This is a genomic window from Desulfitobacterium sp. PCE1 (assembly GCF_000384015.1).
In the GTDB taxonomy this organism is placed as follows: domain Bacteria; phylum Bacillota; class Desulfitobacteriia; order Desulfitobacteriales; family Desulfitobacteriaceae; genus Desulfitobacterium; species Desulfitobacterium dehalogenans.
Map to the genome: position 1 here is coordinate 3,693,883 of NZ_KB913023.1, position 23,302 is coordinate 3,717,184.

Genomic DNA, 23,302 nt, shown 5'->3' on the forward strand with positions numbered 1-23,302 from the left:
CTTTCATCGAAACCAAATATATTCTTTCTTTACTTATCCAATCTTTCCGTTTGAACAGGAACGGGAGCTGCCACACCGATAAAGACAAAACGATCCTTGCCGGTGTTCCTCATGCCGTGAGTTTGTCCCGGTTCAGCGAGAACGGCCATACCTTTCGAGATGGGAACTTCTTTGCCATCCCCGGCAAAATACACGCCGGACTCCCCTTCCAGGCAAATCCACACATCATCAGCATTGGGATGCATATGTAGAAACACTTCTTGCTCAGGCTCCAGGCACCACATGGCCGCGAGAGTTTTTTCCGATTGATAAACAACAACTTTCTGAGGCACGTTAGGATCAAACTTAGCTAATTTTGTTAAATCATACAGTCTTTTTTCCATAATAATCAACTCCTACATGATGAATTTTTCCTGCCTTTAGGATGTGTCTATACTTCTATGAGTATTTTATCACATTCCTCTTCTTGTAAAAGATCCTTTAGAGAAGATAGACAAAATTTATTTTTAAGATGTTCGGGAAATAAAGGAGCTGCCCTTGTTATCCTTTCCGGATCGAGGGACAGCTCCCTTGAGATCTTAATTTATATGGAAATAATCTTATCGGGATTAAAGCGGTTGGCTGGGTCAAAGGTTCTCTTAAGTTTACGGAAAGCCTCCATGGCTTCCGGAGTGAATTCAACATCAAGATATTTTTTCTTGACCACACCGATGCCATGTTCACCACTCATGGTTCCACCCAGAGAAACAGCCAGCTTACTCAGGGCTTCTTCTGCACCATGAACCCGTTCAACCTCGTCGGCATTCCGTTGATCGAAGAGCACCAAAGGATGGAGGTTACCGTCTCCGGCGTGAGCTACCAGACCGATGATCATATCGTAATCTTTGGCGATCTTAAGGATTCCTTCAATAGCTTGTGGGAACTCACTTCTAGGTACCGTGATATCTTGAATCGAATAGCAAGGTTTAACACGAGCCACCGAACCGAAAGCAACCCGGCGGGAAAGCCAGATTTGATCCACTTCAGCTGCAGTTTGAGCAATCTTAAAGTCTCTGGCGTTGGCCTTCTTCGTAACTTCACGGATGGTTTCGATTTGCTCATCCATATCTTCCGGATATCCGTCAATCTCTATAATCAGAATAGCTCCCGCATCCCGGGGAAGTCCTGCATGGCAGTAATCTTCAGTCGTATTGATCAGAAGATTATCCATCATTTCCAAAGTCGTAGGGATAATTCCGGCTGCTACGATATCGGCAACCGTTTGCGAAGCATCTTCGACTTTATTATAAATGGCCAGCATGGTTTTCTTGGTGATGGGTTTCGGTAAGATACGAAGATAAGCCTTAGTGACCAATCCTAAAGTACCCTCAGAACCTACAATGATGCGAGTCAAATCATAACCCGGCTCGCTTTTGAAGTTCCGTCCGCCGGTCCGAATCACCTTTCCGTTAGGAAGGACCACTTCCAATCCCAAAATAGAATCACGGGTTACCCCATATTTGAAGCAACGAGGTCCGCCGGAGCACTCCCCGATATTTCCTCCGAGAGTCGAAGCTTTCCAAGAAGACGGATCGGGGGGATAGTAAAATCCGACCTTCTCCAGTTCTTGCTGAAGGTCAAAGTTAACGACCCCGGGTTCAACCACGGCGACGAAGTTCTCCGTATCGATCTCCAGAACTTTGGTCATGCGGGTAAAGTTAATGACTATGGATTTTTCCGAGGGAATAGTACCGCCGCTGACGTTGGTACCGGCACCCCGCGGAACTAGCTTGATATCCTGCTCATTCATATAGTTAACGAGCTCAACCACTTGATCCGTAGTTTCCGGAAAAACTGCGCCCATTGCATCGCCGCTGAGCAATGTACCATCATAACCATAAGCGAAGAGTTCTGTTGGTTTGGTCACCACGTTTTTCTCTCCGACAATCTCTTTCAGTCGATCAACAATCGTTTGAGATAACATTTTCAGCCCTCCTTCTCTATTAAGCCAACAGATTGACACCTGGATTAAGAATCCCGTTGGGGTCGAATTTTCTGCGAAGTTCACTGAGGAGACCAGTTGTTTCCGACCACATCTCTCCGTCATTGAACATTTCACACATCAGTTTATGACCAAGGAGGCCGGTAACATTGCCACCTAAGGACATGGCCATTTTGTTGACACTTGCAGCCAAAGCCATTTTGTCGGCATCTTTTGGCAGAACCAAACGTGCAACTCCCAAGAGCCCCTCCACCACGACTCCGCTGTTCAGGTCCCCTTGAATTCCCTTTAATTGTGCCAAAGCCTGAGGCATTTTCATAGGACCAACAGCAAATTCCAGTACATTCTCCGGAGCGTTGTTCAACGCTTGACGAACCTTAAGCCAGCCACAAATAACCTTCTCATAAGCTTCTTTATCCTCGATGATCGAGACATCGGTACCACCGCCTAGGGTGAGGATAGCCACGATTTCATTCGCTAAATTGGTGCCGGATTTATTGAATCCTTCCAAATCGATGAGGACCAGGTGCCCTTCTCCCGGAAGAACCTCTTGGGCCAGATCCTTGCTCAAAAGATTCATCCGATCCGGATGGATGTGGCGTTTAATCAGGGTATTGAAGGTGGCATTGGCTTTTTGAAGACAATCAAACCGGGCCACAATGGCTCTCTTGGCAGCAGGTTGGGGTAAAAGCTTAATTAAAATTTTAGTAAAGATACCAAAGGTCCCTTGGCTGCCGACAGCAAAGTGAATAAAATCATAACCGGAAACATTTTTAATGCATTTATTGCCGATAAACATTATTTCACCGGTAGGCATAACCATCTCAAAGCCCATCATAAATGTTCTTGTCGGTCCGTAGTTAAAAGATTTGGAATCTGAATCCCCGATGGCAAAGCAGCCGCCCACGGAACTGGTATCCAAAGCATAGGGCTCAACCGGGAACAAATATCCGTCAGCCTCAAGCTTTTGGATAAAATCCTGATGAAGCATACCGGGTTCTACCGTGACGACGAAGTTCTTCTTATCGATCTCCAGAATCTTATTCATGCGATTCATGATAAGAGCAATTCCGCCCTCTAAATCCTTCGTATCAGCTACCAGTCCGGCAACTGAGATCTTAAGATTTTGTGTGTTAGCATATTTTACAACTTTGGATACTTCATTGGCATCTCCAGGGAAAACAACAGCCACCGGCTTACCGTCCCCCTTAAGATATTGTGCCATATCTGCAGGATTGTCCAAGACGTAATTATCGCCCACAATCCCTTTTAACTCACTAATTGTATTGCTCATGACTACCCGCCCTTCCACTCATTTACATTAGAAGCAGACTCATCTTCAAGATTCTAGTCCTCGTAAGCTTTAGCCATCAAATCAGCTACATGCATTACTTTTTGTCTTTGACCGGCCATGCTGACTCCGCCTTGCAATCTCATGATACATGCTGGACAGCTGGTAGCCACCACTTCCGCTCCGCTGTCTTGAATGTTCTTGGCCTTCTCTCGAGTAACCTTGGTGGACATTTCATGGTAGAATGCCTGAACTAATCCGGAAGCTCCACAGCAGCGGTTGGCTTCAAACATCTCGATATATTCTACTCTTGGCAGGCTCTTTAACATCTGACGAGGCTGTGCTGTAACTTTAATTCCCCGAACCATATGGCAGGGATCGTGGTAAGTTACCTTAACCGGAGTAGAGTTATGGAATTTGCTTTCATCAACACCGATTTCCGCCATATACTCGGAGAATTCTTTGACTTTAGCGCAGAAACTCTTTACCTTGGGGAGATAAGCCACATCATCGGCAAAGAGTTTAAGATAGTCTTCCTTGAGCATTGCTGCACAGGAACCGCAGGCTGTAATGATAGCATCCACATTTTTGGCCATAAATGTGTCAATGGTCTTGCGGGCATTCACCTTTGCAGTCTCAAAATCCCCATAAGCATACTGGGGCAATCCGCAGCAGACCTGTTCCTTAGGAATAATGACTTCACAGTCATTTTTAGTTAAAACTTTAACTACCGAATGAGCGGTATCATCAAGTGAAAAGTTTAAGAAGCAACCCACATAAAAGGCAACTTTATGTTTGGGTTGAGCTACGAGAATTCTTTCGGGGACTTGATTTAAAAATGGGACTTTAGCCACATTCATGCCTTTAATATCCACACCACGGAAATAATCCATTCCGTCGACTTTATTAAGGACATTTTTACCAAGACCACCAAAAAGTTTAAAGGCTCGTTCCAGCTTATTCGGGTTTGCTAAGGTCTTAAGTGCATAGGACTTAACGAAAGGTTTAACGCCATGTTTAAGTTTCAAATCACGCCGGGCCGCCATGACCAATTCTTTGGCACTGACGCCACTTGGGCAAGCAACTGCACATTCTCCGCAAAGCAAGCAACTGTTGATGGAATCTTCATAATCTGCGTCAGGCTCAATTACACCATCAGCGACTGCTTTGATCAGTTGGACTCTTCCCCGTGAAACCATAGTTTCAGCACCATCCACTTTGTATGTTTTACAAGCAGTATGGCAGAAACCACATCTGTTACACGTGTTTAGCATTTCATAGACTTCTGCTAAAACCCCCACTTTTAATTTCCCCCTTCACTGTTAGATGGTCAGACCACCGAATCAAATAGTTAAAATTGCGTAACAATTCAAGTTACTGAGACTATTATAACTCATCCGTATTTTCTTTCAACCCATTGTGAAAAAGTTTATTTATTTTAGAAGCTTTGTTGTATTTAGTCGTATTATTAGAAAAACCCATAGTTGGTGTAACAAAAAAACGAGACAAGGATACACCTGTCTCGTTTTGACATCATTACTTTATATGTTTGATGGGTGAGGGATAATTTTCGCAGAAACGATAGAAGCCAAAGGCATAAGCTGCCATTTTTTCAGGACGCAGATTGAACCATTTTTTGAGGTTATACCGTTCTCCGAAACGATTCTCCGCTACCCCATCGGCGCTAATCCAACCACGGAGAGTTTCATCACCTAGAGTTAACTCCCAACCCGCCAGATTCTGCCCCTTTTCACATTGGGCTATTCTCAGACCGCAGCGGGCGTGAAAGATCTCAATCAATTTGACGAAAAGACCGAATAAAGAATCCTGAAAGTCACCATGGCTGTTTGGCAAAGCAAAATCTTTGATAATGTCTTCAGCTAATTCATTCAGACCATGATCTACGCTGTACCTTGAAACGATGGAGGTCCGCAGAGTTTTATATCTTAAGACGCCTGTATGCAGTTCAAAATGCATGGGGGAATCCGCACCCTCTAATTGCAGGAGAATCTCATCTTTCTTAACCTGCCAAGTTCCCGAGTAGCGCTTCAGCAAGTAATAAGCAAGCTGGTAGGACAGAATCTGTGCCGCTACCTTATTCTCGTCGTATTGGGAACATCCTTGGCATTGCTTCACTGGGTTATAGCTTGGTAAAGGTAATCTCATAGCATTCATTCCGTCACTCTCCTCTTTTTCAATCTTTTCAATCCTATTTTATTTTGTCCCGCATTATGAAACCTCGTTTCATAAGTACTTTAAAAAAAAGAAAATGGGTGTAGAAAAATAGTGGTAAGAATTATTGAATTTGTTTCATTATGTAAAACAATGTTTCAATATTTCTTGTGGTTATATTATCATCTATGCCCTTAAACGTCAAGAGTAAATTTTCTAAACATTTTAAGAAAATTGGGAGCCGAAGCATTCGGCGATATATTGACGAGGCAGTATTCGCCGAATGACGCCGACCCGCGTGAGAATTCTGTCATAACTACTTTTTATAGTAGCTGTATCCTAATTTTGCGGACACAATTTCCCCGCTACGTTTCAGTTCTTGTCCTATATGCTCAATGCCTTTTTCTCTCATTCTCGCTGCCGGACCGGAGACACTAATAGCCCCAATGGCCCGTCCCGAAAAATCGTAGACAGGAGTACCCAAGCAAATAATCCCGATCTCATTTTCTTCAAACTCAACCGAAATCTGAGTGTTGCGGATTTCTTCCAGATTTTCCAAGAGCTTTGCAGACTCTATCAGGGTATTGGGAGTAAAGCCAGGCATTCCCTTAGTCTCTAGAATTCTCATGACTTCTTCCTCAGACATTGTCGAAAGAAGTGCCTTCCCTACAGCTGTACAATGCATAGGGGCTCTACGTCCGACCTTAGAGCGCATACTTACCACATGGGAACTTTCTCTTTTGTCGATATAGACCACTTCACCGTCATCGTGAAGAACTAAGTGAACCACTTCATCCAGCGATTTCGCTAAATCTTCCAGGATAGGTCCGGCCACCTTACGAATCTCCAGATCATTAAAGAAGCGAATCCCCAGTTCCACGATTTTAATCCCCAGCTTATAGCGTTCACTGTTTTTTTCTTTCTCAACATATCCCCGATAACACAAGGTCTGCAAAATCCGATGTACCGTACTTTTATGGAGACTAATACGGTTACCAATCTCGGTAACCCCTAAAGGCTCCTCAGTATGGGCAAGAACCTCGAGTATATCCAACGAACGTTCTAAAGTTTGTACATATTTTTCTGCCACAGCAAAATCCTCCAATCAGCTGCTAAAGTTTCATCAATCGAAACTCCGTTTCGAATTACCACCTATTGCTTAGTATGACTTTTTTAAAAACTTAAGTCAAGTAATGATTATTTAAATAGATAATTTCATACAAAAAAGCACCGGATTCCTCCAGTGCTGAATAATCATATGGGGTGGATGAGGGGACTTGAACCCCCGAGTGCCGGAGCCACAATCCGGTGCGTTAACCACTTCGCCACAACCACCATGTCAAAATTAAAATGGCGCGCCTGGAGAGATTCGAACTCCCGACAACCTGCTTAGAAGGCAGATGCTCTATCCAACTGAGCTACAGGCGCCCAAAAATGGGATACTCTCCGAAGCCCAAGAATACGAACTGTCAAGGCTCAAACCAACATCCTGCGAACCTCGATCTTAGAACCTCGAACATAAATTAAAATGGTCGGGGCAGAGGGATTTGAACCCCCGGCCTCCTGCTCCCAAGGCAGGCGCGCTACCAAACTGCGCTATACCCCGTTTTCGTGACAATGATTATTCTATCCGATTCGTTCTTCATAGTCAAGCTTTTTTTAAAGTTTTTAAGTGCTTCAATCGCTTACTCTAAATTTCAAATCACTAAGAAATCATTGACTGAGGAATAATCTTATATCACAATCTTAAAAAAGTCAACATCATGCAGTGCTGCAAAATATGTAACTTCAGGATAAAAAAGATAGCTTAAGCTTTTTCATTTCGCTGTGCAAACTCTTTAAGTATGGGAACAGCCTGACGGAATGCCTCAGCCCGATGACTGATTTTATTCTTTTGGCTTAGATTCAATTGTGCCATGGTCCGGCCAAAATCAGGCAAATAAAAGAGTGGATCATAGCCAAAGCCCTCTTTGCCACGACGCTCGTTTAAAATACGTCCTTCCACCGTTCCCTCCGTCAAGTACTCTTCCCCTGTCGGAGCGGCAATCACCAAAGCGCAGCGGAAACGCCCCGTCCGTTGTTCTTCCGGCACCCCCTCAAGTTCTTGAAGGAGCCTATCATTATTTTTGTCATCGTCTTTGGGCTCTCCGGCATAACGGGCCGAATAGACCCCTGGCGCCCCTTGGAGAGCATCCACTTCTAAACCGGAATCATCGGCAAGAGATACCAGTCCCATACGTTGGGCAGCTATCCTTGCCTTCATGGCTGCATTCTCCGCAAAGGTCGACCCCGTTTCCTCAACCTCTTCCCAATGATCAAGATCCTCTAAGGAAAGCACTTCAATTTCTTCTCCGGAAAGTAAATCCTGAAGTTCCTTGACCTTCCCTCTATTTTGTGTCGCTAACAAAACTTTCATAAAACAAACCTGCTTTCAATTTGAGACCAAGGGACAGTCCCTGCCTCAATGAATATCAAAGAGTGATAGAGCAGCGATTAAAGCACTTGCAAAGCAGCCTTTTGTATTCCCATTAGTTCTTGAATACCCTTCTCCGCCAACTCTAAAAACTGATTTAACTCCTCCCGGCCAAAGGGAATATCCTCAGCGGTTCCTTGAATCTCCACAAATTTCCCTTGCCCCGTCATCACCACATTCATGTCCACCTCTGCCTTAGAGTCTTCTTCATAGGCAAGATCCAGAAGGGCCATGCCATCAACTTTTCCCACAGAAACAGCAGCCAGAGAATCAAGAATGGGGTCTTCTTTAAGCACCCCTTTTGCCAACAGATGGTTCACCGCATCCACTAAGGCCACATAGGCTCCGGTAATGGAAGCAGTCCTGGTCCCTCCATCAGCTTGAATCACATCACAATCCAGCCAAATGGTTCTTTCCCCAAGTTTTTTAAGATCCACCACCGAACGTAAGGCTCTCCCGATTAAACGCTGAATCTCCATGGTCCGGCCGGTCAACTTACCCTTGCTGGACTCACGGGGATTCCGTGTCTGAGTAGCTCGGGGAAGCATGGAATATTCTGCAGTAACCCAGCCCGTACCCGTGCCTTTTTTAAATGGTGGCACCTTCTCTTCAATGGTAGCGGTACAAATCACTCTTGTCTGACCAACCTCTATAAGCACAGAGCCTTCGGGAATATGAGTAAACCCCCGGGTCAGCTTAACTGGTCTTAGTTCAAAGGCCTCTCGGCCATCAAAACGCTTCATTCATTCGTCCTCTTTTCATTCGTTATCCGACACCATAGCTTTAACCCATCATGACAAACCTATGGTAAATCCTAATTATTTTAACAGAAATTCAAACGTTCAATTCATAAGGTTAGGAGAGAACGGCTAGGGCCTTCAACCTCCCCCACAATTCCGGCTATGGTATAGAGATGTTCCACCGGATCGAAGCGAAATTCCTTGAGCAAGTGAAATCCCTTAATCTCTGATGTTCTCTTAATATGAATCCGCGGCCCCGTGCAGGGGTAAAGCATCTCACCTACCCGGATGTGCTCATCATCAAAATAACTAATGGGCCAATCCGCGTCAATCAGTTCCAACACCCGTCGCTCAACAATATCCAAATCAATGTCTGGTTTTTCGGGAAACTCCAAAACAAATCCATGCTTAATATCGCTATGAACCTCGGGGCGCTCCAGACCCATTTCCTCAAGTATCATCGAAGTAATATCTTCAGCACTATGGGCCATGCGCCGGTACTTGATCGATTCGAAAACAATCTCTGCTATACTGGCGGGCTCCGGACCAAAAACCGTGGGACGGGTTACAATAACCTCTTCCCCCACCCCAATAAGCACCTCTGCATTAATATCTAAAAAAGGATAGATCAAATCGAAATGCTCCACAACCACCCTTCGTCCTTTATCGAGGGCTGCCTTGACAGCCTCGGCAATTTTCCACGGCTGGGTAAAAGCCGATTCAAACCGTACATCCAAATGGTAAGTGTGACCGCGAAAATGACCGCGATCTGCATCATCCATCAAGGGGAGGGGACGTATGTTGATTCCATTGTCATCATTGGTCAATTCCAAGCCAGGAAACATACCGCGAATGAGCAAAGACTTTCCCGCCCCTGCATCACCGAGAAAACCAATCAATCGATCCTCAGGGCTTAGATACCTTTGCTGGAGATTCATCCCCAAAAAAAGCAAACGCTTTTTCCCCCGCGGAGCAAAATATACTGCCTGCATTAAATGGTCATGGACAAAAAGTTTGGAAATTTTCGCCACCACCCCTCAAGACCAATACTTACTCTTCTATTGTAGACAGGAAGCATCTATTTGAAAAGCATAGTTTTTTCATTAAGGAAATTTGCGAACGCTTACGGCGAGTCCATCCCCTAAAGGCAGAATGCTGGTTTGCAATTCCTGATTCTGGGTTAGCAGCTTTAAAAATTCCCGCAAATGGCTGACCATACGCTCATATTTTGGAGCATATTCGGAACCGGGTACCACCCAACCCCTAAACAGGACATTATCCACTACCATAATACCCCCATTACCTAACAAGGGAGTTACCAGCTCTAAATAATCAAGGTATTCTCCTTTGGCCGCATCCACAAAAATAAAATCAAATTCGCCCTTCGGAAAATCCGGCAAAATCTTTCGTGCATCTCCCATGACCACCTGAATCTTCTCCGCTACCCCTCCACGCCTAAAATACTCCATAGCCCGAGTGGCCCGATCCATGTTCATATCAAGGGTTACAATCTTTCCTTCTCGCCCCTCCAACCCCTTAGCCAGCCACAGGGTAGAATAGCCGATGGCTGTTCCCACTTCAAGGATTTGGGATGCTCCGCTGACCTTAACTAGCCAGGACAAAAAATTCCCCACAGGGGGAGTTACCACCGGAATCGTCTCCTTGAGCGCCTGATCTTCCATCTCCAGGAATAATTCATCCCGCATAGGCAACAGATCACCGAGAAATTGCTCTAATTCAAAAGCATAAAACACATTGACACCTTCTTCATCACTGGGAGTTCGCCATACGGATATGCACTAGAAATTACTCCTCAATGGGTATCATAACCCGGATTTAGCAAAATAACAATTCACAACAAGGGACGATCTTCATAATAAAAATAGGACAAGGGTCCCTCCCTTGTCCCACTGATTTTAGGTTAACATCCTTCGGGCATGCTCTACAAGAACCGGATCCACTGCAGTCCCAGACCCTCGTTGGATAATGGCGAGGGCTTCGTCTGGACTGAGTGCCTGCCGATAGGGCCGATCCTCAGTTAAGGCTGTAAACATATCCGCTATGGTCATCAAACGGGCGCCTGTGTCCAATTTGTCAGCACCAATGCCAAAGGGATACCCCTTCCCATCCAAACGTTCATGATGGTAGGCGGCCCATTGAGTCACATGATGAGGGAAGCCTGCCCCAGCCAAAAGGTGATAGGTGTGATAGGTATGGGTCCTGACGAGCTCAATCTCATGGGAATCCAGCGGACCCGGTTTATCAAGTACTTTTTTCGGTATAGCCAGCTTGCCCAAATCATGAACCATACCTGCAATCCAAATCTCTTTCAAGGCCTTTTTTTCCCATCCGAGACCTTCTGCCAGTTTTTTGGCCGTGTCGGCCACTGAGCGGGAATGACGGGCTGTGAACGAACTTTTTTGGTCAATCAAATCCGCAAAGGTTGAGGCCAGGACACGGGTATCCTGATTGCACACTTTAGGAGTTGACCAGACATCCCACTCATCAAAGAGAAGATCCAGGGAGACCTGCAGCAGATCCTGGTGCTCCAGATCAAGCCAAAAAGCCTCGGTAGCTGCCACTCCCAAAAAAGCAGGGATAACTTCCGAATAAAACAGTTTTCCTTCATACTCTTTGACCCACTGAATCAACTTTTCACGTTCTTCACGGTTCAATACCTTGCGACTTAGCTTCACGTCCACCTTATCAGCGAGAGAAATAATCTTAGAGTTAATGCTGACCTGAGAAGGTTCAGTCTTCAACACACCATAGTTTGAGTGAGGAGCCTCATGATGATGGCGGACAATTTCGGATAAAACATCCCCATCCGGAAAACGATGGACAATCTCTGCCCCCAAAAGGGTATGTTCCCTCACCCAAAAAGGAGTACCATGAAATTTATGAAACCCTCCCACAGCGCCAATATCATGCATCAAACCCGCGATGAGAAGTTGAATCAACTCTTTGTGGGACAGCCCCAAAGCAATCCCAATCTTTAAAGAGATATATCCGACTCTTTCCCCATGCCTTAAGCCAATGGGGATATTTAACCCTTTCTCAACCTCCTCGTCAATCAAGGCAAGATCCAATGCTTTAGAAAAATTCCACATTCTACGAATATATAATGCCTCTGATCGCACACTATCCCTCTTTCCCAGTTGAGTGCCCTTATATCTCATTTATTGCTTAGTTTAACCTCTATTACCCCTTATTCCCTTAACCCCATCTGAGCCAGAGAAGTTGCTGAATTCGCCACATCTTCGGAAGCAGCCCCAATCTGACCGGCAGTCATGGTCAATGCATCGATCTGGGTGGCGATCTCACGAACTTGCTGAATACTGGATTGAATGGCGGTCATGATGTCCCCAAAACGAGCAACTACTTCCTGAGCTTCAGCAGCTGCTTCATGCATAGCCTTCGTCGTATCTTCAATTACCTTGCTCACCGCCGTAGTATTTTGCCGAGTTACAGTAATCATGCTGCTGATTTCTTTAACCGATTGCTCAGAATTATTGGCAAGCTTCTTCACTTCCTCTGCTACCACTCCAAAACCCCTGCCGGACTCTCCTGCCCGGGCTGCTTCAATGGCTGCATTAAGGGCTAAGAGGTTGGTCTGAGAAGCAATTTCTTTAATGACATCCGTAATATTGGCGATCCGAGCTGAACTGCGGTCAAGCTCCGACATCTTTTCTTGCATCTTTTCCGACATCCCTGCTAACCCCAAAATACGCTCGGAAATCTGTTGAATCTTTTGAGCCCCTTCCTCAGCCAAGCTATCCACTTTACGAGAAAAGTCTGCTGCGTCTCCGGCATTTTGTGAAATCTGCTCAGTAGCCTCATGCATCTGAGCTGCCGAAGCAGCCGTCTGTTCTGAAGTGGCTGCTAGGGCCTGGCTTGCTTCACTGACCCGACGCTGCAAAAGGTCAATCTCCTCATAGGCTTTTTCCAATTCCTCTTTCTTATCAATATCCGCTATATAGGACTGGATGTAACTGGCCATAACCACTTGCTGGTCAAAGCTGAAGATACGCAGAATGGCTAGGCTTAGCCGCAAAGCTTGATCCGGCTTTTTCCGATAATGAGCAAAAATCCTTGGTAGAATCAAATCAAAAAATGTCTGATAAGAGCTTAAATAGACAAAGGGTGGCAAATTAATACGTTTATGTACATTTCCAATTCTTACCCGACTCATGATATATTCCTCATCGACGGTATCGGGAAAAATTGAAAGGAGATAGTTTCTCTGTAAGCCTCTGAGCCGTTCCACAGTAGAGAACTCATTGATTATCCCATTGAGTTGAGGAATCTTAGTGATATGGGCATAGAATTGCTCTACGATTTGGTCCACATCCTGCTCCATAATAGGCTTAAATTCTCTCAACAACTGCAATTGGTCCTGTTCTAATTTTAAGAGCTTTATGGACTCATTCAGGTCAAATTGATGGAGGTTAATCATGTATATTTCCCCTCTTCATTCAAAATTTAGTCTTATCCTATAACTTTCATGCATCTTATTTTTCGAGTGCGAACAGTTCAGCACTATGGTATATAACATTCTGTTCAAAAAACCAAAATCCTGCAGAACATATAGTCTACAGGATTTTTTCTAAAAGGATTGTTATTATAATTTACCAATAACAACAAATAGCATTTAAAAAACAAAAAGCTAATCAGCATGCAGCTGTTGATAGATTGGTAGGGTTATTTCCCTTACGCAAGCGTACGATGGTTCCATCACTGGTGATTCTATATACCGTTATATGTCCTTCAGTCTCAATAGTCCACTCATGGCAACATTCACCACAAAAAAATCTTCCCCGATTTATTTTACCAATCTCTCTCGAATTACACATTGGGCAGACATTCAAACCAGCCATCTCCTCTCATTCCGGCCCCTTCTAAGCCTGATTTGCCCAGAATCCAATCATTAGTAAAAGTATAGCAAACATTTCTTAACTTCTTCTTAAGAAAGTGTGAAGTTTTCGTGAACAAATGAGAGTATTTGGTCGAATTCTTTAAGATTTGCAGGGAAACCTCACGAAGAATGCGGTTCCATTTTCGCCTGTTTGAACATCAATACTTCCCCGATGCTTAGCCACAATATGCAGACACACAGAAAGGCCAAGTCCTGTCCCATTGTCCTTCGTCGTTAAAAAAGGAGTCCCCAATTTCTCTAGAATATAGGGCGGTATTCCTTCCCCTTGATCCTGAACAGCCAAAACAACCTGCTTATCCGCGTAAAAGGTGCGAATCGTGAGTTCTCCTCCCACAGCCATAGCTTCCAAGCCATTACGCACCAAGTTCATAACCATTTGTCGAATTTCCTTCTCATTGAGTTCAAGATCAGGAATCTCTTCCAACTCTATTAAAATTCGTTTACCCAGTTCACTGGCGTAAGCCCGCAGCAAGGGCAGAATGGATCGAATGATATCATTCAGGTTACAATGGGCTGGATCGCCTCCGCCCAACCGCCCAAAGGCCAGGAACTCATTCATCATTGAATCCACCCGGTCCACCTCAGAAATCATCATATCAAGATATTCCGTATAGCGGAATAGTTCATTTTTCCCCCTTAGAATCTGCAAAAAACCTTTAACTACGCTTATGGGGTTACGTATCTCATGACCTAAGCTGGCCGCCAGCTGACCCACTATATGCAGTTCTTCCATTCTTTTCATCGTTTCACTGATAAATTTTTGTTCAGTATTATCCTGGGTCACCATAATGATACTCTCGGCATCTTTACTCCAATTTAGCCCTCGACTGTCTTCGACATGGATTACCCCACTATCCACATGATCAAGATTTTTTTGGCACAACATAAACACACCTCTTTTTAATAATGCCTTTTTCATCAGTTGAGGAATTAAAATTTCCACAACTGGTGTATATCTATGGCAGATCATCTGGATTTATGACTTTATTATGAAGAAAAATAGCACTTCGGCAGAAATCCGAGGCGCTATTTTTATCTATTGAATATTAAATTTTATCCACTTTATTTGATTTATGACTTTCCGCAAGGCAAACTTCTTGTCATAAGAGCCGTCAAAAAGGACAGGCAGTTTTTAAATTTTTCCTTGTAATATTGCCTGAAGTATGATAAAAAGTAAACAATGATAATATATACCTATAGGGGGTATCCGTATGAAAAACAATCTCTCCCGCCGAACTTTTCTCAAGCGGGCTACCGCGGCCGGCTTACTGGGGGCATTGACAGCAACCGGGATGAGCAATCCAGCTAAAGCTGCAGAGCTTCATGGAGAAAAGCTTGGAACCTTAATCGATCTAACCCGGTGTGATGGCTGTCCAGGCAGTTCAACCCCTCTTTGTGTGACCGCTTGTCGTCAACACAACCAAGAGCGATTCCCCGAACCTCAAAAACCGCTTAAGTATTATTGGCCCCAAAAAAAGGTGGAGGATTGGTCTGACAAAAGAGATCTCACCACCCGCCTCACCCCCTATAATTGGACCTTCGTCGATAAAGTCAAAGTGGAGCATAACGGTATCCAACACGAGGTCCATGTGCCCAGGCGCTGCATGCATTGCGATAACCCCACCTGCATGAAACTTTGCCCCTTTAGCGCTATTTCAAAGGAAAGCACCGGGGCTGTTTCCATCGATGATGGGGTTTGCTTTGGTGGGGCAAAATGCCGTGATGTCTGCCCCTGGGGTATCCCCCAGCGCCAAGCGGGAGTGGGACTATACCTCCAGGTTGCTCCTGATTTGGCAGGGGGCGGGGTCATGTATAAATGCGATCTCTGCAGCGATCTTTTAGCCGTAGGGAAGAAACCCGCTTGCATCCAGGCCTGTCCCCGGGAAGCCTTGACCATCGGACCTCGTGAGGAGATACAAGCCCTGGCCCGCAAGAAAGCTCAAGATATTGGCGGCTATATGTATGGCGATCTGGAGAATGGAGGAACCTCCACCCTATACATTTCTAGCGTTCCCTTTGAAAAAATTGACCAAGCCATAAAGGCCGATAAAAAACAAAAGGAAGACAATTCTCCTGGCCGGCCAGGCATGCCCGTCAAGGTCGATAATTATCTCGAAAGCGAAAAGGGATTATTCTACAGTGCACTCCTGGCACCTTTTGCCGGAGCAGCTGCAGCCGGTATCACTGCCTATCGTACTTTGAACGGTGATAGCGCCAAAAGCTCATCCCCAAACCCTGTCAACCCAGGAGAGGAGGAAAAACATGACCACAACAACCCGTAAGTCAAAAAGAGAAACGATCTTGAGACAAAGCTTGATTAACCGCTTTGTCCACTGGACAACTGCTCTTGCAATCTTCTTGCTGATTCTGACAGGCTTTGGTCAAATGCCTCTCTATAACCGCTATAATGTCACGAAGCTTCCCGGAGCAGAATGGCTGGGTGACTACTTCATTACCATCAGCCTTCACTACCTGGCAGCTGTTCTCCTTATCTTTGTCGTCTTTTTCCACATCGTTAATGCCTTTATTCGTAAGCAATTCGATATCTTCCCCCGCCGTGGTGATATCAAGGAATCCTACCTGATCATTAAAGCCATGTTTACCAAAGGCCAGGAACCTCCTTCCGACAAATACCTGGCCGAACAGAGATTAGCCTACTTTTTTATTGGTTTTAATGTACTCTTGCTCATCATCACCGGCTTGATTAAGATGTATAAAAATGTTCCGGGTGTAGATCTGCCTCATTCCTTTCTTTTTTGGAATACCATGCTGCACAATATTGGCACCGTATTGCTTATCCTTGGTATAATCGGTCACCTAGCCGCCTTTATATTTAAGGAAAATCGCGCCCTCCTTCCTGGAATGTTCACAGGCTATATCGACCGCGGCTACGCGAAACACCGCCATGTCCTGTGGTATAGAAAGCTTGAAGCAGGGTCCCATGAATCAGAGGGACATCACAGCGAGGAACAGCATAGGGATGGAACCATCCATCCGGGCTGTTGACCTGATCCCCATGCCGCGGATGACGCTGGCAAAGGATGAAGGAGCTTGTCTGGGTCGTGTAGCTTATCCCACACAGCGCCGCTTCAGCCCGAAAGGCAGCCCAAGGATTTTGCTTTAAGGCAGAGAACGGATTCTAAGCGAGCAGGTAAGCAATCTTTGCGAAAAGACTGCAGCGGAGTCGGGTTGGAAACAGGACGTTTCCAACCGCCCATTGAGCAGGAGCGATTTGGGCACGAAAGCCGGATGAGGGTTTCGCCCAAGCCGCCATGCCATAGAAAGCTGCTTAGCGGCGCAGGTGGACTCGACGCAGCGGAGGTCTTGAGCGATTAGATTGCTCCGCGCAGCTTATGGAGTGAACGCCGAAAGCAAAATCCTGGAGAATCTCTCCAGATAGCCGGCAATGCTCTCTTTTCGACTCCAATAATGCTGAAAAAAATTAAGTGGAATGCCCCAGGAGCAAATCCCGGGGCATTCATATTTCCCACTTATTCAAACTCAACTTACTCTTTTCGATACTGTGCCTTTCCAGACTCGTAAAGATTATTGCCATCCTTATCAATGACCACCATCACCGGGAAATCCTTGACCACCAGCCTGCGGACGGCCTCCGTTCCCAGTTCCGGATAAGCGATAACTTCTGCCGATACAATTCGTTTCGCTAACAAAGCCCCTGACCCGCCGATGGCTCCGAAATAAACCGCTCCATGCTTCCTCATGGCCTCAATAACTTCCTCAGAGCGCAATCCCTTGCCAATCATGCCGGTCAGTCCTCGTTCAATCAGCTTAGGGGAGTAAGCATCCATCCGGCCACTGGTGGTGGGACCTGCCGAACCAATGACTTGACCCGGTTTAGGTGGAGTGGGCCCCACAAAATAGAGGACCTGATTGCGTACGTCAAAGGGGAGTTCCTCTCCTCGGGATAAAGCCTCCACCATCTTTTTGTGGGCTGCGTCACGACCGGTATAGATTATACCGCTAAGCAGCAAACTATCACCCACTTTGAGTTGAGCCACTTTTTCCTGGGTTAGTGGAAGTTCTAAATAAAGTGTTTCACTCATTTTCATTCCTCCCCTTCCTGTCTGCCCATTAGGACAATTTCTTTATGACGGGCCGCATGACATTGGATATTCACCGCAACAGGCAGAGAAGCAATATGGGTAGCATAGACTTCCAAATGAACCCCAAGAGCAGTATTCGTACCCCCAAATCCCTGAGGGCCAATGCCCAATTTGTTCACCCTTTTGAGTATCTCTTGCTCGATATCTGCTAGGCGCTTTTCTTCATTGGGTTCTCCCACTTTGCGCAGGAGGGATTTTTTAGCCAAATAGGTCGCTTTCTCCATGCTTCCACCCACACCTACACCTACGATAATGGGAGGGCAGGGATTCCCACCGGCCTTCTCCACAGTATCCACCACAAATTGTATAACCCCCTCCAACCCTTCTGAGGGCTTACACATTTTTAGAGAACCCATATTCTCACTGCCTGCCCCTTTGGGTGCGACAGTAATCTTCAACTGGTCTCCAGGTAGGATTTCATAATGGATAATAGCCGGTGTATTATCTCCGGTATTCACCCGTTCAAAAGGATCCTTCACCATGGATTTACGCAGGTATCCCTTTTCATACCCACGCCGGACACCTTCATTCAAAGCATCCTTTAAAGCTCCACCGGTGACCATAACCTCCTGTCCCAACTCCACAAAGATCACCGTCATGCCCGTATCCTGGCACATGGGAACCCTCTCCTCATGAGCAATAGTGGCATTTTCGATTAACCTCTCGAACACTTCACAGCCCAAGGGAGATTCTTCAGTCTTCAAAGCTTCCTTGAACCTCAGCATCATATCGTCCCCAAGATCATAGTTGGCTTCGATACAAAGCTTTTCCACCGCCTCAGTGATTTGCTCCACATGGATAACCTTTGGCATCTTCCTAGTAACCTCCTTTTTTACTCCTTCCCCCTATGCCCCCCGCATATCCTCTTTCTTCTTTGCCCCTTTTCATCGCTTCTTTAAAACTAACTTCCCTTTTATTCCTCTTCTTCCTCGAGCTCCTCAATCCCATAGACCGCACACCCAATCGCTCCATTGAACTGAGGCTCCTGAGGAACTACGATCTCCTTACCGGACCCCTCCTGCAAGAGCTCGCGGACAGCTTTATTATAAGCCACTCCTCCGGTGAACACGATGACATCGCTGGTATAAGAACGAAGAAGGGGAAGGATACGTTTGACAATGGTCTCATTGACTCCCGCCGCCAGGCGGGACATAGGCTCTCCCTCGACAATCTTTCCGATTAATTCACTTTCCCCAAAGACTGCACAGGTAGAGCTTAATTCCACCGGATCTGCTGCATACTCACCCAGCTCCTCAAGAGTCATCCCCAGAACATTGGCCATGTTCTCAAGATATCTCCCTGAGGAAGCCGCACATTTATCATTGGTCTGAAAATCCAGCATCCGGCCTTTTTTTACGGCAATAATCTTACTGTCCTGGCCTCCCAGATCCACTAAAGTGAAATCCTTTAGCCCTGTCTGAAAGATTGCCCCTTTCACATGAGCCTTTAATTCCGGTATAGTTTCTCCACCGGCTACCTCCAAGGTATTGCGTCCATAGCCTGTAGAGACCAAAAAATCTACCTCGGGAAGGCCCAAGGCTTTAAAGTCAACGGCCAGTTTCTCCTGAACCTTCCGGCCATATTCCCTATAAAACCCAATGGTATCCAGTCGTTCCAAGCGCTTAATCCGCGGTGGCAACCCCTCTAAAGAATTTTCCATCACCGCAATCTTAACACTTCGACTTCCCAGATCAATTCCACATACTGTTGCCATGATCTTACTCCTAAATTATATAACAATTTTTACCACCAGAGAAGAACTAGTCGCGGAGCATTTGCAAAAAGGATTCCAACCTCATTTTGCTCCGGGCATCCAAACCCGTAGGATTCTCACCTTCAAGATTGAGAATCGGATAATCCAAACGTCTGCGGACAATCAAATCCTCAATCTGACGATAGCAGAAGCTCTGAGTATAGTGGATAAGCCCGTCTAATTGCCGCCGTTCTGCCTCTTGCGCCACATCCTCGATACGTCCAAAGACATTATAAGGATAGGTATAAAGTTGATATTGCTCTACTATATCCTCTGTTACAAAGGGCATACTGAATTGCCTTTGCACTTCATTAAAGACGACCCGCGCCCCATGATCCTCCAAGAAATTATAGAGGTCCGGCATAATCGGCGGGACCCCCATGAACCCGATCCGTAATTCTCTTTTCTTACGTCCTTTGTATTTAAGGTTAAGGGGCTCCCGTTCCTTTGCCTCGGCAATGAATCCCTCCATATCCCGGGCAAAGCCTTCCGGATTCCCATTAAAATCTGAACAAGAAACCAGGTAGAGATGATTTTCAAAGCCTCTGACCTTATTCTCTTCCCAAGTCAATCGATCAATCTCCCAAGCCAGCCGACGAACCTTATCTAAACGAACCTTTTGCACTTTCACCTTATCCCAAGTGGTCCCAAGAGTCTTTATCAGCTTCTCTAATTGGAGCCTAAGCATGTCCCCATCCCGATCATAAGGAAAAGCAAAAGGAATAATCTCTATTCCCTCTTCCGACCAAGTCTCCATCAAGGCATGGGTGTTGCTGCAATCCCCCTGGGTTACCGCCACGATCTTCTTAATCTCCGGACTCTTCAGAGCCGTCGCATACAAGCCCTTAATCCATCCGCACACATTCCGCGGATACCCGGCCAGCTCGGCCTCCGCAATCCGAGCCATGGCTTCCCTAGTATCCGAGATAAAAATATTATTCAAATCCACCGGCGTATCTCCGGCTGCATAAATCACCTCGACCGGCACTGTCGTGGTCAACCCAATTTTATTCATTTAATTCCAAGCCTCTCCTCATGAACTACAGTCTATAAAGCCCTATATTATTATCTTATAACTATCAGGAAGAAATACCAAGGATTTTGCTTAGTCTTAAGATTTCAATCCGGTTTTATACCGCAAAAGCTCCAACGTCCGCTTCATCTCATTATGCACAATCATATACCCTTCATCCACACCCATTCCAGGTTTAGCCAGCATCTGATCGGGGCGGGTCGCCAACGCTACATGGACGGCAGTTCGACCACCCGCATCCGTCTCATTGCAGGACCCCCCCACATAAGCACCTATCCCAAGCTTTTTGGCATAAAGCACAGCCTCGATGGTATTCTGAATCCCTCCCAGATCCGGAGTCTTAATCTGAACCATATCCGCCGCCTGAGTATCCACAAATTCCACAATATCCTCATAGGTGTTACACCATTCATCGGCAACCACCTCGACCTTTACTCCCGCCCCTTTAAGGGCTTCACGTAATTCCTTAAGCTGCTTAAGCTGTCCTTCTTTGCTTCCTGCATCCATGGGACCTTCAATGCGCAAATGAAGGGGCTCCGCAGCTTTTTCCAGATCCACAAAATACTCCACCATTCGCTTCACATCATCCTCAAAAGCCATCCCAATGGTTCCATAAACATCAATATGCAGAATGGGCCGATAAGATCCGTCCCCTAAACCAATCACCCGATCCCTTAGCCAATTCACATACTCCAGCAATAACTCGCCATTCTTACCCAGTTTAGTTTCCACATTATTGATGAGAGCATGAGGCAGCACCCCTGCTCGTTTGAGTATGGCTTTGTCCGCATTTTCATACCGCTCATCCCCGGTCTGTGTAAATATAGGTACCGGCTCCACCACCAAAGGCAGATGATACTCCTCGAGAATCACTTCCGTCATCGTCACTTTTTTCGCCTTAGCCACCCCATCCAGAATCGCCTGGCTTACCCCATAACGAATAGCACTATGATAGCGTTCCCCATTAGGCCGCTGAGAATATTCTATGCTGTCCGCCAGCTTCCGGAAAGAATCCAATTCCTGCCCCACAAGCTTGGGACGAAGCTCTTCCATAATAATCGGGATAAAATCATTAGCCAAAAAGAGCGGATCACGCCCCCCAGCTCCTGAGTACTGGACCGCAGCACAATCCCCAAAAGCCACCTGCCCATCCTCCAGGATGAGCATCACTGAAATCGATTCTCCACGTTGACGAACAGCGCTAAACCCAGGGGTCATCGGATCCCCCTTATAAGCAAACCCATCATGACCCGCCCCGGCTTTAATCGCCTTCTGATCATCAAAGTAAAACCCCGTCAGACCCGGCGAAGCGATAACCTCAACTATTTTCATATCTTTGGCCTCCCCACCAGCATTCCCTTCCCAATGGCATAGATATCATCAATAACCATCTGGAAGGACGGATCCCTACCCTCATCTCGTCCACGCAGGGCGATCCGCTCCCGGTGGAACTCCTTGATATCCTCATGGAAAGGCAGATTCCCAAAATCCAGTATCCGTACAGCTCCTTGGGAATCCCGGGCCGGCAGGATCCTCCCAGCATTATAACGGCTGGGTGCGAAAGGTACATCGATAACTCCCGCTTGGAAGGCACGAACCGTACCTACAGCAATGTCCCCTTCTCCCAAATCAAGAGTTCGATCCAGAATAGCTCGGGTCTCTTCCATAATCATCTTTTCCTCTAAGGCTAAATCCTCAGTCATAGGCAAGCTCTGGTCCTTCAGCATGTTCAAAATTTGCTTCGTCGTTCGGAGTCCTGCTGCATTAGCCTCCTTCGTGGGGATACCAAAGGCTTCATGAGGAGATTTGACAATAACCTTCGTGGCTTTCCCTAAGGCTGCAGCTGCAGCCCCCCAAGAGATGACCCCATAAGCCTTAGCCTCGTCCTGAGGAAAGCCTCCCATCCATTGATGAAATACAGTAGTAATATCAAAATCAGAATATCCCAGCTTATTGAGATATTCGGCTGCCAATAAGGGTAAAGTCCGAATCGCCGCTACATCCTGGAGGAGATTACCGCATTGACCGTATCCTAAGGTCAGACTCCGCACTCCCTGGGCAACCGCTAAGATTCCTTCAATCACTGCCACCCCATGGGATACAGAAGGGGGCACAAGGGTACCGGTCAAGGGACCAAAGGGCTCCCGGTTAATACTGACACCCTTTTCCTCATACATCCCAACCAAACGATCTACATACTGCCAATATTTAATAGTATTCTCGATAGAAACCTCTTTAGCATAAGGAATATTATAGGAGATCCCTCCGCCTTCGTAAGCGGTGAACCCTCCCGCTAAAGTAATCTCCGCCAATAGGCGAGCATCCGGGGTGCCATGACGGACCTGTACCGGCACTTTGAGATGTTCAATCAACCGGCGGCAGGCGGCCACCCCATGATTCACTGCCGGGAAACCATTGAGCATGGAACGCCCCACCATACGACTCTCATCAATTCCTGTCTGAGCCTCAGCATATCGGTTCTGCCGAGTGTAGGAATCGATCGTGGTAGGGAGAAAATCCGCCTCCCCTTCCTCTTCTAAAAACCGCAGCAGCTCCAAATGTTCATTGAGAAGGGCCACTCCGGCCCGAGGCTGAGCAAAGGTGATTCCCTTAGCTTTACCCTCCGCCAGCTTGAGGCCAAAGACCTTACTTTGGGGCAAGCTTTTATGGTAAGCTACCGCTTCTTCGAAATCCACATCTTTCCCAGTGGTCCATTGGTTCAGCACCTCCTGACGCTGACGGAAAAACTCTTCCGGGTCTATAGTTCGATTAGCTAAATCCACCGGTATAACCTCCTCT

General features: G+C 46.2%; 22 protein-coding genes and 3 tRNA genes. 3 read left to right on the forward strand and 22 right to left on the reverse strand.

Annotated elements, in window-relative coordinates; all coding sequences use genetic code 11:
* Positions 1-29 precede the first annotated feature (29 nt).
* The 16 genes from DESPCE1_RS0118380 to DESPCE1_RS21585 all read right to left on the reverse strand — a co-directional run bounded on the left by DESPCE1_RS0118380 (position 30) and on the right by DESPCE1_RS21585 (position 14,479).
* Complete coding sequence (locus DESPCE1_RS0118380) at positions 30-383, reverse strand: cupin domain-containing protein (RefSeq protein WP_014795500.1); 354 nt, start codon at positions 381-383, stop codon at positions 30-32.
* 200 nt (positions 384-583) lie between these two features.
* Entirely contained in the window at positions 584-1,963 is a 1,380-nt protein-coding gene (locus DESPCE1_RS0118385) for an FAD-binding oxidoreductase (RefSeq protein WP_014795501.1), read from the reverse strand.
* Between the two features lie 19 nt (positions 1,964-1,982).
* Positions 1,983-3,275: an FAD-binding oxidoreductase gene (locus tag DESPCE1_RS0118390; protein WP_014795502.1), complete on the reverse strand. Its 1,293-nt coding sequence runs from the start codon at positions 3,273-3,275 to the stop codon at positions 1,983-1,985.
* A gap of 53 nt (positions 3,276-3,328) precedes the next feature.
* The gene (locus tag DESPCE1_RS0118395; protein WP_019851276.1) at positions 3,329-4,573 is read right to left on the reverse strand and encodes a (Fe-S)-binding protein; all 1,245 of its coding nucleotides are present in this window, start codon (positions 4,571-4,573) and stop codon (positions 3,329-3,331) included.
* Between the two features lie 235 nt (positions 4,574-4,808).
* Positions 4,809-5,447 carry a hypothetical protein gene (locus DESPCE1_RS0118400; RefSeq protein WP_019851277.1) on the reverse strand — a complete coding sequence of 213 codons (639 nt, stop codon included), beginning with the start codon at positions 5,445-5,447 and terminating at the stop codon, positions 4,809-4,811.
* A gap of 313 nt (positions 5,448-5,760) precedes the next feature.
* Positions 5,761-6,534, reverse strand: a complete 774-nt coding sequence (locus DESPCE1_RS0118405) for an IclR family transcriptional regulator (protein ID WP_014795505.1) — start codon at positions 6,532-6,534, stop codon at positions 5,761-5,763.
* A gap of 169 nt (positions 6,535-6,703) precedes the next feature.
* A tRNA-His gene (locus DESPCE1_RS0118410) sits at positions 6,704-6,779 on the reverse strand.
* 16 nt (positions 6,780-6,795) lie between these two features.
* Positions 6,796-6,872: transfer RNA gene (locus DESPCE1_RS0118415), tRNA-Arg, on the reverse strand.
* 101 nt (positions 6,873-6,973) lie between these two features.
* Positions 6,974-7,050, reverse strand: a tRNA-Pro gene (locus tag DESPCE1_RS0118420).
* A 201-nt stretch (positions 7,051-7,251) separates the two neighbouring features.
* Positions 7,252-7,860, reverse strand: a complete 609-nt coding sequence (locus DESPCE1_RS0118425) for an XTP/dITP diphosphatase (protein ID WP_019851278.1) — start codon at positions 7,858-7,860, stop codon at positions 7,252-7,254.
* A gap of 77 nt (positions 7,861-7,937) precedes the next feature.
* Complete coding sequence (rph, locus tag DESPCE1_RS0118430; protein ID WP_019851279.1) at positions 7,938-8,660, reverse strand: ribonuclease PH; 723 nt, start codon at positions 8,658-8,660, stop codon at positions 7,938-7,940.
* A gap of 104 nt (positions 8,661-8,764) precedes the next feature.
* Entirely contained in the window at positions 8,765-9,649 is an 885-nt protein-coding gene (locus DESPCE1_RS0118435; RefSeq protein ID WP_172637672.1) for an alanine-tRNA synthetase second additional domain-containing protein, read from the reverse strand.
* A gap of 111 nt (positions 9,650-9,760) precedes the next feature.
* Positions 9,761-10,411, reverse strand: a complete 651-nt coding sequence (locus DESPCE1_RS0118440) for an O-methyltransferase (protein ID WP_019851281.1) — start codon at positions 10,409-10,411, stop codon at positions 9,761-9,763.
* 162 nt (positions 10,412-10,573) lie between these two features.
* The gene (locus tag DESPCE1_RS0118445; protein ID WP_014795510.1) at positions 10,574-11,797 is read right to left on the reverse strand and encodes an HD-GYP domain-containing protein; all 1,224 of its coding nucleotides are present in this window, start codon (positions 11,795-11,797) and stop codon (positions 10,574-10,576) included.
* A gap of 68 nt (positions 11,798-11,865) precedes the next feature.
* Positions 11,866-13,113 carry a globin-coupled sensor protein gene (locus DESPCE1_RS0118450; protein WP_014795511.1) on the reverse strand — a complete coding sequence of 416 codons (1,248 nt, stop codon included), beginning with the start codon at positions 13,111-13,113 and terminating at the stop codon, positions 11,866-11,868.
* A gap of 559 nt (positions 13,114-13,672) precedes the next feature.
* Positions 13,673-14,479, reverse strand: coding sequence for a nitrogen regulation protein NR(II) (locus DESPCE1_RS21585; RefSeq protein WP_019851282.1), 807 nt, complete (start codon positions 14,477-14,479; stop codon positions 13,673-13,675).
* 325 nt (positions 14,480-14,804) lie between these two features.
* Between DESPCE1_RS21585 and DESPCE1_RS0118460 the strand changes: the two genes are divergently transcribed.
* From DESPCE1_RS0118460 to DESPCE1_RS23070, 3 genes are read left to right on the forward strand one after another with little or no spacing between them, the layout of a single operon-like run.
* A complete protein-coding gene (locus tag DESPCE1_RS0118460; RefSeq protein WP_019851283.1) occupies positions 14,805-15,875 on the forward strand; it encodes a 4Fe-4S dicluster domain-containing protein in 1,071 nt (356 codons plus the stop codon).
* Positions 15,856-16,599: a formate dehydrogenase subunit gamma gene (locus DESPCE1_RS0118465; RefSeq protein ID WP_014795515.1), complete on the forward strand. Its 744-nt coding sequence runs from the start codon at positions 15,856-15,858 to the stop codon at positions 16,597-16,599. Before DESPCE1_RS0118460 ends, DESPCE1_RS0118465 begins: the two co-directional genes overlap by 20 nt.
* A 45-nt stretch (positions 16,600-16,644) precedes the next feature.
* Complete coding sequence (locus DESPCE1_RS23070) at positions 16,645-16,929, forward strand: hypothetical protein (RefSeq protein ID WP_019851284.1); 285 nt, start codon at positions 16,645-16,647, stop codon at positions 16,927-16,929.
* Between the two features lie 170 nt (positions 16,930-17,099).
* Here DESPCE1_RS23070 and DESPCE1_RS0118480 read toward each other — a convergent pair whose 3' ends face one another.
* The 6 genes from DESPCE1_RS0118480 to DESPCE1_RS0118505 all read right to left on the reverse strand — a co-directional run bounded on the left by DESPCE1_RS0118480 (position 17,100) and on the right by DESPCE1_RS0118505 (position 23,286).
* Entirely contained in the window at positions 17,100-17,657 is a 558-nt protein-coding gene (locus DESPCE1_RS0118480; protein WP_028305627.1) for a Fe-S-containing hydro-lyase, read from the reverse strand.
* 2 nt (positions 17,658-17,659) lie between these two features.
* Positions 17,660-18,529, reverse strand: a complete 870-nt coding sequence (locus DESPCE1_RS0118485; RefSeq protein ID WP_019851287.1) for a fumarate hydratase — start codon at positions 18,527-18,529, stop codon at positions 17,660-17,662.
* Positions 18,530-18,630: 101 nt separating this feature from the next.
* On the reverse strand, positions 18,631-19,431 hold the full coding sequence (locus DESPCE1_RS0118490; RefSeq protein ID WP_019851288.1) for an acyl-CoA dehydratase activase: 801 nt from the start codon (positions 19,429-19,431) through the stop codon (positions 18,631-18,633).
* A 46-nt stretch (positions 19,432-19,477) separates the two neighbouring features.
* Positions 19,478-20,485 (reverse strand): 2-hydroxyacyl-CoA dehydratase family protein, encoded by a 1,008-nt coding sequence (locus tag DESPCE1_RS0118495; RefSeq protein ID WP_014795519.1) that lies wholly within the window; start codon positions 20,483-20,485, stop codon positions 19,478-19,480.
* A gap of 96 nt (positions 20,486-20,581) precedes the next feature.
* Entirely contained in the window at positions 20,582-21,835 is a 1,254-nt protein-coding gene (locus DESPCE1_RS0118500) for a methylaspartate ammonia-lyase (RefSeq protein ID WP_014795520.1), read from the reverse strand.
* Entirely contained in the window at positions 21,832-23,286 is a 1,455-nt protein-coding gene (locus tag DESPCE1_RS0118505) for a methylaspartate mutase subunit E (RefSeq protein WP_019851289.1), read from the reverse strand. The genes DESPCE1_RS0118500 and DESPCE1_RS0118505 overlap by 4 nt, the downstream gene beginning before the upstream one ends.
* Positions 23,287-23,302: the final 16 nt, after the last annotated feature.